10 protein-coding genes are annotated in these 11257 nt (G+C 45.4%); all 10 read right to left on the bottom strand.

Annotated elements, in window-relative coordinates:
• Positions 1-5: 5 nt before the first annotated feature.
• The gene (locus tag DXX93_RS08745; protein ID WP_116007770.1) at positions 6-1058 is read right to left on the bottom strand and encodes a hypothetical protein; all 1053 of its coding nucleotides are present in this window, start codon (positions 1056-1058) and stop codon (positions 6-8) included.
• Between the two features lie 37 nt (positions 1059-1095).
• Positions 1096-1344 (bottom strand): hypothetical protein, encoded by a 249-nt coding sequence (locus tag DXX93_RS08740; protein WP_116007768.1) that lies wholly within the window; start codon positions 1342-1344, stop codon positions 1096-1098.
• Complete coding sequence (locus DXX93_RS08735; protein WP_116007769.1) at positions 1345-2385, bottom strand: hypothetical protein; 1041 nt, start codon at positions 2383-2385, stop codon at positions 1345-1347. It lies immediately after the preceding gene.
• Between the two features lie 37 nt (positions 2386-2422).
• Positions 2423-2671, bottom strand: a complete 249-nt coding sequence (locus tag DXX93_RS08730) for a hypothetical protein (protein ID WP_116007768.1) — start codon at positions 2669-2671, stop codon at positions 2423-2425.
• On the bottom strand, positions 2672-3724 hold the full coding sequence (locus tag DXX93_RS08725) for a hypothetical protein (RefSeq protein WP_116007767.1): 1053 nt from the start codon (positions 3722-3724) through the stop codon (positions 2672-2674).
• A 37-nt stretch (positions 3725-3761) separates the two neighbouring features.
• Positions 3762-4034, bottom strand: coding sequence for a hypothetical protein (locus DXX93_RS08720; protein ID WP_116007766.1), 273 nt, complete (start codon positions 4032-4034; stop codon positions 3762-3764).
• Positions 4035-5075 (bottom strand): hypothetical protein, encoded by a 1041-nt coding sequence (locus DXX93_RS08715; protein WP_116007765.1) that lies wholly within the window; start codon positions 5073-5075, stop codon positions 4035-4037.
• A 126-nt stretch (positions 5076-5201) separates the two neighbouring features.
• Entirely contained in the window at positions 5202-9023 is a 3822-nt protein-coding gene (locus DXX93_RS08710; RefSeq protein WP_116007764.1) for a hypothetical protein, read from the bottom strand.
• 9 nt (positions 9024-9032) lie between these two features.
• A complete protein-coding gene (locus DXX93_RS08705) occupies positions 9033-10073 on the bottom strand; it encodes a DUF4150 domain-containing protein (RefSeq protein ID WP_116007763.1) in 1041 nt (346 codons plus the stop codon).
• Positions 10074-10107: 34 nt separating this feature from the next.
• Positions 10108-11256: a hypothetical protein gene (locus DXX93_RS08700; RefSeq protein ID WP_116007762.1), complete on the bottom strand. Its 1149-nt coding sequence runs from the start codon at positions 11254-11256 to the stop codon at positions 10108-10110.
• Position 11257: the final 1 nt, after the last annotated feature.

Raw genomic sequence — 11257 nt, 5'->3', positions numbered from 1 at the left:
ACCACTTACCAAACATGCTCGCGATTAACTTGTTTATCATCTGGGTCTAGGTACGGCTTTATTTCTTCGGGAAATGGCTCGGTTTCCAAGGCGTTTTTATCTAAGGTGTAATAATACTCGATGCTTTCATGCAGGTTTTCATTTACCGGAATACTGGTATCCATAAAGGCTAAGTAGCCAGCCCACTGGCCTTGGCTAATGCCGCCAAAACGGGCGATAAACTCAGGCGTTTTAAGGTAAAAGCGTTTAGGGGTTTTCATACAGCGGAATTTAGCGCTCTCTCGAGCGCCACCGCCGCGCGCCGACTTGACCACGCCGCCGTGGTAACATTCGATATCTTCATAAGGAATATAAAAGGAGCGGCGCCACCAGTTATGGGGGGTGCGCACCAGCCCAGTGTGGCGGTTAAAAATAAACTGGTCGAAAGGTTCAAGGAAACGGCGCACATAAATCATGGCAATAAAGAGTAATGTCGCGATGCCACTTAGCGGCCAATAACCAATAATATTTCCGGTAGTCAGTCCGGCAATGATATACATCAAGCCCAACCAAAAACTAAACCATTGAATAATGTAGCTATAAGTCACAAAGCCATTTAAGCGCCCCATGATGGCTATTTTACCGTCGCATCGGCTCCTAAAGCTGTCATCTTTATCGTGCAGGACCCTGTCCATCGGCTCACCCCAGGCTTTACTTTTATACGGGGGCGAGTCTTTAAATTTGCAGCCGTTTAAGGCTTCGGCTTTCGCTAAACGCTGCTCATAGCTTTGCTGGTGTAAGTAACCCTTGGGAATATTTTGAGTATAAACACCAGCTTTACGATATTTTCGACGGTTCTTTCCACGCCTTCTAGTTTCAGCCGCTTCTTCTGGATTTTCTTCACGCCATTTTCGTAATCGCTCCTCTAAATGTCTGTCTCTCTCTTCTTTGGTTTCATTATAATAAAAGTGTGAGCCGTCAGAGAGCATAATTTTTTCACCCTTGGGCTGATTTTCAGGCGCTGGCTGCTCGTTATCGGTAGTTTGGTTAGTTTCTGGGTTAGTGTCTGGCTTAGTCAAAACAGTATCTCGTGGTTAATCGTCAATAAGGTGCTGGTTAAACAATATTCGACAAAATCGATTTTTCGGCTAACGTTACCGTGCGACTGCTCACTGTCGGTAACTGTTGATGACCATAGTCTCGCTCATCACTTTGCCAAAACCAATTTGGCGCCTCCCCTTGTTTGCCATAGCTCACCGGCAAACTAAAGTCAGTGTCAAAATTGGGCAGCAGCAGCGCGCCTTCACCTGCTGGGTAAGCGGTCAGGCTGGCTTTAAGTTCAATTTTCTCATCGGATTTAACCACTTACCAAACATGCTCTCGATTCACTTGTTTATCATCTGGGTCTAGGTACGGCTTTATTTCTTCGGGAAATGGGCCCGTTTCTAAGGCGTTTTTATCTAGGGTGTAATAATACTCAATACTTTCATGCAGGTTTTCATTTACCGGGATACTGGTATCCATAAAGGCTAAGTAGCCAGCCCACTGGCCTTGGCTAATGCCGCCAAAACGGGCGATAAACTCAGGCGTTTTAAGGTAAAAACGTTTAGGGGTTTTCATACAGCGGAACTTGGCGCTCTCTCGGGCGCCACCGCCGCGTGCCGATTTGACCACACCGCCGTGATAGCACTCAATATCTTCATAGGGAATATAAAACGAGCGACGCCACCAGTTATGGGGGGTACGCACTAGCCCGGTATGGCGGTTAAAAATAAACTGGTCGAAAGGTTCAAGGAAACGGCGCACATAAATCATGGCAATAAAGAGCAGTATCGCGATACCGCTGTACAACAAATACTCGATAAAGAGACCCAAAAATAAAAACATTAAGCTTGTTAAAAAGCTAAACCCTTGAATAAAGTAGGTGTAGGTGACAAAGCCATTTAAGCGCCCCATGATGGCTATTTTACCGTCGCATCGGCTCCTAAAGCTGTCTCTTTTTTCGTGCAGGACCCTGTCCATCGGCTCACCCCAGGCTTTACTTTTATACGGTGGCGAGTCTCTGAATTTGCAGCCGTTTAAGGCTTCGGCTTTCGCTAAACGCTGTGCGTAACTTTGCTTGTGAAGGTAGTCTTTGGGTAGCTCTTTAAAATATTTTTTTTCGAGTATGTACCTCTTTCGATTTTTTCCACGTCTCCTGATCTCAGCAGCTTCTTCTGGATTTTCTTCGCGCCATTTTCGTAATCGCTCCTCTAAATGTCTGTCTCTCTCTTCTTTGGTTTCATTGTAATAAAAGTGTGAGCCGTCAGAGAGCATAATTTTTTCACCCTTGGGCTGATTTTCAGGCGCTGGCTGCTCGTTATCGGTAGTTTGATTAGTTTCTGGGTTAGTGTCTGGCTTAGTCAAAACAGTATCTCGTGGTTAATCGTCAATAAGGTGCTGGTTAAACAATATTCGACAAAATCGATTTTTCGGCTAACGTTACCGTGCGACTGCTCACTGTCGGTAACTGTTGATGACCATAGTCTCGCTCATCACTTTGCCAAAACCAATTTGGCGCCTCCCCTTGTTTGCCATAGCTCACCGGCAAACTAAAGTCAGTGTCAAAATTGGGCAGCAGCAGCGCGCCTTCACCTGCTGGGTAAGCGGTCAGGCTGGCTTTAAGTTCAATTTTCTCATCGGATTTAACCACTTACCAAACATGCTCTCGATTCACTTGTTTATCATCTGGGTCTAGGTACGGCTTTATTTCTTCGGGAAATGGGCCCGTTTCTAAGGCGTTTTTATCTAGGGTGTAATAATACTCAATACTTTCATGCAGGTTTTCATTTACCGGGATACTGGTATCCATAAAGGCTAAGTAGCCAGCCCACTGGCCTTGGCTAATGCCGCCAAAACGGGCGATAAACTCAGGCGTTTTAAGGTAAAAACGTTTAGGGGTTTTCATACAGCGGAATTTAGCGCTCTCTCGGGCGCCACCGCCGCGCGCCGACTTGACCACGCCGCCGTGGTAACATTCGATATCTTCATAAGGAATATAAAACGAGCGGCGCCACCAGTTATGGGGGGTGCGCACCAGCCCAGTGTGGCGGTTAAAAATAAACTGGTCGAAAGGTTCAAGGAAACGGCGCACATAAATCATGGCAATAAAGAGTAATGTCGCGATGCCGCTTAGCGGCCAATAACCAATAATATTTCCGGTAGTCAGTCCGGCAATGATATACATCAAGCCCAACCAAAAACTAAACCATTGAATAATGTAGCTATAAGTCACAAAGCCATTTAAGCGCCCCATGATGGCAATTTTACCGTCGCATCGGCTCCTAAAGCTGTCTCTTTTTTCGTGTAAAACTCTATCCATCGGCTCACCCCAGGCTTTACTTTTATACGGTGGCGAGTCTCTGAATTTGCAGCCGTTTAAGGCTTCGGCTCTAGCCAGACGCTGTGCATAGCTTTGCCGGTGGAGATAGTCTGTTGGAGGTTGTTGATAATATACCCCCGCGTCTATGTACTTAAACTGATTATCCACACGTAAAGCGGTAGCTGCAGCTTCCTCTGGATTTTCTTCGCGAAATTTTGCAAGTAATTTATCTGCATCGGCCAGTATTTCTGCTTCGGTACGATAATCGTAAAAATAGGTGCCATCATCGCGCATAATTTTTTCACCCTTGGGCTGATTTTCAGGCAATAGCTGCTCGTTATCTGTAGTTTGGTTAGTTTCTGGGTTAGTGTCTGGCTTAGTCAAAACAGTATCTCGTGGTTAATCGTCAATAAGGTGCTGGTTAAACAATATTCGACAAAATCGATTTTTCGGCTAACGTTACCGTGCGACTGCTCACTGTCGGTAACTGTTGATGACCATAGTCTCGCTCATCACTTTGCCAAAACCAATTTGGCGCCTCCCCTTGTTTGCCATAGCTCACCGGCAAACTAAAGTCAGTGTCAAAATTGGGCAGCAACAGCGCCCCTTGACCTTCTGGGTAAGCGGTCAGGCTGGCTTTTAGTTCAATGTTTTCGTCAGTTTTAAGCCCCTTTCTGTCATAGGGCTTAACCACTTACCAAACATGCTCGCGATTCACTTGTTTATCATCGGGGTCTAGGTAAGGCTTTATTTCTTCGGGAAACGGCTCGGTTTCTAAGGCGTTTTTATCTAGGGTGTAGTAATACTCGATACTTTCATGCAGGTTTTCATTTACCGGGATACTGGTATCCATAAATGCTAAGTAGCCTGCCCAGCTACCCTGATCAATTCCGCCAAACTGGGCGATAAATTCTGGGGTTTTAAGGTAGAAACGTTTGGGGGTTTTCATACAGCGGAACTTGGCGCTCTCTCGGGCGCCACCACCGCGCGCCGATTTGACCACGCCGCCGTGGTAACATTCGATATCTTCATAAGGAATATAAAACGAGCGGCGCCACCAGTTATGGGGGGTACGCACTAGCCCGGTATGGCGGTTAAAAATAAACTGGTCATAGGGCCTAAGTGCGCGGCGTATATAGGTCATGGCAATAAAGAGCAACACAGCAACGCCACTTCGCGTCCAATAATCGATAAAATCCCCAGTAGAAATCCCTGCGATAATAAATATTAAACTGAATAAAAAGCTAAACCCTTGAATAATATAGCTATAAGTGACAAAACCATTTAAGCGCCCCATAATCGCAATTTTGCCGTCACATCGGTTTCCAAAGCTGTCATCTTTATCGTGCAGGACCCTGTCCATCGGCTCACCCCAGGCTTTACTTTTATACGGGGGCGAGTCTTTAAATTTGCAGCCGTTTAAGGCTTCGGCTTTCGCTAAACGCTGCTCATAGCTTTGCTGGTGTAAGTAACCCTTGGGAATATTTTGAGTATAAACACCAGCTTTACGATATTTTCGACGGTTCTTTCCACGCCTTCTAGTTTCAGCCGCTTCTTCTGGATTTTCTTCGCGAAATTTTGCAAGTAATTTATCTGCATCGGCCAGTATTTCTTCTTCGGTACGATAATCATAAAAATAGGTGCCGTCATCGCGCATAATTTTTTCGCCCTTGGGCTGATTTTCAGGCAATAGCTGCTCGTTATCTGTAGTTTGGTTATTATCTGGGTTAGTCAAAACAGTGTCTCGTGGTTAACCTTCAATAGTGACAGGTAATCTCAAACAATCTGCTCACGCTTGTCGATTACCTGCTGTTTATATGTCTGCCTATCAGTTAGGTGCCTGTTAATTAAAGTGCAGCCATTAGAGATGAGTCAGAATCGATTTTTCGCTCAGCCTTAGAGTGCGACTGCTTATTGCCGATAAATGTTGATGGCCATATTCTCTATTATCGCTTTGCCAAAACCCATCCGGCACTTCTCCTTGTTTGTAATAGCTAACAGGCAAACTAAAGTCGGTGTCAAAATTTGGTAGCAACAGCGCGCCTTGACCTTCTGGGTAAGCGTTCAGGATGGCTTTTAGTTCAATTTTTTCGTCAGCTTTAAGCCCTAGTGCATTTCTTAGTTGATGATAAGATACGGTAAACTTCCAACCAGTGCGGTTAAGGAACATTTGCCAAGTACCGCTAGTTTGTGCCAGTTGCTTTAAGGAGATTTCATCAAAGTCGGATTCTGGTACGCCCAAGAATTTTGAGAGTTTGCGCCATTGTAGTGAGAAATGCAGACCATTTTCTGGCGCTGATTTAGGTACATTCACGGTGATTTCAACGTGCATAAAAATGGACTGATCAGTAACACTGACACTCGGGCTATAAAGCACGTTGTATAAATCCAGCAGGCAGTAATCAGGGCGCTCTAGCCAATAGCTGGCGCGAATGCTGCTGTTATTGGCGCTGTCGTTTTGGTACGGGTGAATACCCCATGGGCAGGCTTGTAACCAGCTTTCAATAGCAGATTCGGTAAAATAATACACCACGCCCGTACCAATTAGCACAGCAACTAAACCCACTAAAAAGAAAGGGCCAGTGGCAATAATGCCAATCAGGTTGGCATAGCCCGCCAACGCAAGGCCAGCGCCTGCGGTCATCGAGGCAAAACCGACCGCCATAATCGCATGACCGACGGCTAAGCCAGTATTACCGGCCTTTTGCGCTTTATCAAACTCAATTAGTGCGCAGTATAAGCTCATCGCGCTAGCGACAAACGACAGAGTGTCAGATGCTATAACCAGTAACACCTTTAGCGCCAGCTTACTAACAGAAAAGCCTAATATACGAGTTTGGGCACTATTGGTTGGCATTCCTTTGCTGTAAATAAACACCTGTACTTGTTTACTGGTAGGTAAACCGACTTTATATTCAACAATATTACGACCAATACTGACCATTAAATCGGCTAAATCGAATATAGCTGAATATTGATTTATTCCCCACTCTTCTTGCCCTTTGAATGTCTCGTAAAAATTACAAACTTCCAACGTCGCCACAAAAGGCAACATCACTTTAAACGCGTTATCAAAGGTTTTAGGGTCAAGGTTAAACTGGTGATAAGTGGATAATGCCTCGCGCTGCGCTTGATAGGTCATACTATCCCAGTTGGCTATAAATTTTTCTTTTTTTACATCGCCAACTTCGTCAATATGTTGGTCGATGGTGATATCTAGTTCTGCTAGCCTTGTACCATCAATGACCAGTAATTTACGCCTTAACCCCTTTTGCCCTTGTTCGGCGGCCAGTACTTGCTGGTCAATCATCTGCTCTAGCTCATGCAATGAGCCGTCAAGGTTCACTAAGTGATCTAAGCGGGTTTGAATACTGTGTTGGTCGTTAATTTTCACTTTAGCACTGGGGGTGGCATGCTCTGCTGATATCGCTTGATCGAAATCGCCGCTAAGTTGATTAAATTTATTGAGTTTTTGCTCGGCACGCTGAACGCGGTTGGCAAAATTTAACGGAATTTTACCTTCTGGCAGCTTGCCACTGAAATAGTCGTTAACGTCTATCTCTATTTCGGTGATCAGGCCATCGGTGACTAAATCAGCGAGGTTTCTAAATTTCACATAAGGATCGTTTCTTATCGCCAAGTCGCGAAACTTAATGGTGCCTTTATCACCCAAATAATACTTAGCGCCCGACACTAAGTTGGCCACATGTTGGCGATTGCGAATATTGGCGTTTTTCGCTTGTTGGGCTTCTTGCTGTAAGGCAGCCAGCTCTTGCTGGCGTTGGGTGATAATATGTGTTAATTGGGCATCAATTTGCTGTGTATCTAGGCCACGCGCGCGCAGATCGGCGCGCATCGCTTCTTGATTTGCCTCGACCTCTTTAATTTCAGCCTGCTTATTCTTAATTTCAGCTTCCAATGCTTTAGACTTTTTCTCAAGCGTCTTGCTTTTAATTTTTAAGTCATCTTCTTTTTCCTGCAGTTTGGCATAGCTGGTTTGCAGTGGCTGATTATGCTGGTTCATGGTAAACATGGTGGTGGGCACTTCCATCACAATATTTAAAAAGCCCCACACCACTTGCATACCACGCCTAGCCAGTTGCAGTTCAGGGTTGCCTATGGTGCCTTGTGCCTGGTTAGCCCGCGTAAAATCATCGACATTAAAGGTAATGTCGTATGGCGCATTGGGATCGGCATAACTTTCATAATCGCTTAGGCCGTCGCCGGTTTGTTTGGGAAACAGCAATTTCACCAGTTTGAGCTGTTTACTGCTGTCTTCAAGGCCTTCAGGGTGGGTGCCAATCACTTTAAGAATGGTTTCTTGTCCCATGTCTTGCTGGTCAAGTTCGGCAACTTTTGCTTGGTCGGCATCACTAATAACAACGTGTTGAATAAGGTCAGTGGTGTTATCTTTTAACGGCGCGAGTACATCGGTGATCACTTCATAAATTTCAAGTTTGCGTTTGTCTTTAAAATAAGCGTAGTCAGCCATGGCCTGATAAAAGCTGCCGACTTCATCTTCTGAGGTAATCAGGTCAAACGATTTGGTTTTTATTTCATTAATAAATTCGGCCAGTTTAAGAGCTTCTTCGGTGTTTAGATAACGGCGCAAGTCGGCGATTTTTAGCGACTCTTCTGCCCACTTTTTGTAATCTGCCGCCAATTCGAGCTCAGCTTCGTTAACATTGCTCTCGCCCATGGCACTTACTTTGCGTTGCACTGTTTGCGGAAACGCAAAAAACTGGTTTTGAATGGTTTGGGCAATCACTTGCTTCGCGGCTTGCTCTTTGGTTGGCTTGGGGATGTTGTTATCGGTTACTAATGGCGCTTCCAGTGCAGACGATACTTGCAAGAGCTCTAGCGCTTTTCGGGCAACGCTTATTTCCTTTGCCGCGCCACGGGCACGGCCAATTTCGTCATCAATAATTGGCGTATAAACGCCAGTGGGATCATTAAACGGTAAAGTTAAGTGCTTGGGTTGTTGTTGGTTGCTGTAGCCTTGTTGGTAGTGCGACAGGCCATCGAGCAGGGTCATACGCTCAGCCCGACGCTGTGCGGCTTCTCCTCGGTCTGCTTCATCTGTTTTCACGGGTTCATGACCAGTTAAACGCGGGTCTTGCGGGTTCATACCACCAAAAGCTTGAACTTGTCGCCATGACCATTGCACTTCCGAATAAGCCACTTCTACTGTGCATTCTTGCCCTTGCAGTTTATAGGGCACGAGAAAGCAAGTAAGCGCCTCACCAGTGGCTTCACGCTCACCAGGGGTTTGCTTCCAGCGTTGTTCGCCTTTTTGTACCCTGAGGTTAACATCGCTGTAGCGCACGGTTTTACTGGTGGGGTTGTAAGCCACTTGCAGTTCGCGCCAGAGATAGCCATTAACATAAAGGTAGCCGTCGCGCAGCCAGTGTTGGTGGTCGATAATGTTATTGCCAACTTGGGCATAGCGCTTAGGGCAAATGTGCACTAATTCAATATCAGCTTGGTCGCTGTCATGTGCCACACTTCGGGCATTGTAGAGCGGAATTTTATAGTAGTTTTTATCAGCAAATGGCTTGACCCCTTTGGGGGCGGAGTCGTGGATCATCAGCGACAAGTTTTCTTCGTCTTTAGTTATATTTTCAAAGACTAATTCACGAAAATTGCCCTTGGCTTCTACTTTGTCTGGAATGGTTTCTGTCATGGGTTTTCCTTAACCTTGCGCCGGATTTTTATTGATATTGTCTTGCGCAACTTTTTCATTACTTGAGACTTTAATCTTCACTTTATTCGCTTTTGACTGTGTAGCCAGCGCTTCTTTTGCTCGAATATTAAGCCCCGTTGGCATTGGCCCTCCTGGCTGATTAAGCGGTGCCGGTGGTGTGTTTTTATTGTTTGACACCATTAGATCTCCTTGGCGAACAGCGGGTTTGCCTTCGATAAATACGTCAAATGAGCCAAGAATAAATTCTGCCTTGCCCTCAGTTGTGCCACTGGCGACACCTTTTTTGTCACCGGGTTGATCGCCGGTACTTTTTGAAAAATTACTGTTGAGATGGCAGGCAGGATTGCCATTGATCTTTACTGAGCTAGCGGTGCTGGCCGCATCGCTTGATTGGGCGACATTAGGGTAAGCAATAGGTACTGCTGAGGTGCCAATAGTGGTTAAGCAAACATCTACGGTTTGCAGTACACCGCCGCTGTCTTGATGAACGGCAGTTTTTCCATTGATAAGCACGTTGTGCCCATTTACTGTCGATACATTAGGCGCCTCAGCTTGCTGGCCTTTTTCAATAGTTTCTGTTGAACCTGCTTGCCAGCCAATATGCTCTTCAACAAGCGTTAATAACGCATCATAATCGGTAAGCTCGGCATTCACATCAAGACCGGTTATTGGTTCGAGCCAAGGCAATACGGGCTCGTTTTTCTCTTCATCCCAATGTGGTGGTTCAACAATATAATCCGGTATAAATTGGTTGATCATTTGCCCCAAAGAATTACCCGCGTATTTTGGACGCTGACATTCCGCTAAAAAAGCTTGTTGGCTCGACGCCTTGTCAGGAAAAATAGCCACACCACTGGCCATGCCAATGGCATTTGCTTGTCGTGCTGAGATATTAAATGGCAAAAGAGCCACATTATTGTGACGCCAAGCTTGATTGCCCTCGCTACAAACGTCAGCGGTTAGCTGATCGATATCGTATTGAATACTTTGCGGGGTGCTACCGACTTGCGCATTGATGTAGTTTGTCATGGTAAATCCTTTTACGTGTTGTTCCTTTAGCCAGTTATGGTGACGCTGTGTTCGACAAGCAAACTTTGTAAACTTGATTTCGACGAAGGCTAGTTTTTGTGTTTAGTTGATATTCCACTACCCACAGGTTTGTTAGTTGATTCATGGGGCTTAAAAGCCAAGCTACAGCGCTGCTAAATGCCATGCTCAAGTTAACCGCTCCTAGATAACCTAGGGTTTTATTCTGCTCTAAAACGGTAAGTTCAACGTCACTTGTTTGCGCTGAAACATGGTCAACTTCAATAAACTCCTCAGTTTGATATTGTTGACGCGATTTACCCTGAGAGCCATTAGTTGCTGCTATTTGGGGATGAAAGAATTTAACGGTTTGACTATACCAATGCTTAACCCATGGCTCTGAATATGTACCAGTATGGATAACGGTATTTGGCAAACCGAATCCCAAATGCGATAACTGGCTGTGTAGTGGTATGTCAGTAGGAGCAGCTTCAATGCTTAGCACAGGTTGTTGGGTAGACAATGGGTAATCCTTTGGCATCACCAAGCTACAACTAGCCGCCTCAGCGGGCATAACGCCAGCTGCACTGCCCTGACATAAAATATCCATTGAATTATTGAGTTGGCTAACTTGCCGGTATTCAGTTAACGCTTCGACACATAGCAAGATGAACGGCGCTTCTGGCTGTTTTTCATTCTCAAAAAGCGGCGTATTAAGCGCGTTTTCATCTGCGTAGTTTTCATCGGCATAGCTAAAAACAATTTTACTGGCGAATGCAGGTAATACTTGCCCGACAAGCTCAGTAACACTATTTTGCCAAGTAAGCTTTATCTCTTGCAGTTGTTCAGCTTGCTCAACGTCACTTCTCGCATTGCTTTGGCCAATTAAGCTCGTCGATATAACAAGCTGTTCAATAGCGCTTATCGACATATCATTTGCCAGTTCATCAAGGGCTATTGCGGCACTGGCTAGGCATTGCTCTGCTAGGATGAGTTTTTTAAGCGCTTGATCAAGCGAGAATAACTCTATTAACGGCACTGAAAGGTATGGCGCAGTTAGCGCCTGATCACACTTGATTTTGTTGCTCGAAAGTTGCCCGAAAAACATTTCTGTCGCGAGCGCGCTGTACAAAGCTTTAGTACTTGTACCGGCTGCATTAATCGTCGCTAAGTTAATAAATTTCATC

The organism is Thalassotalea euphylliae (assembly GCF_003390335.1).
GTDB lineage: Bacteria > Pseudomonadota > Gammaproteobacteria > Enterobacterales > Alteromonadaceae > Thalassotalea_F > Thalassotalea_F euphylliae_B.
The sequence above is the reverse complement of the archived record's forward strand: the minus strand, read 5'-3'. Positions and strand labels throughout refer to the sequence as shown.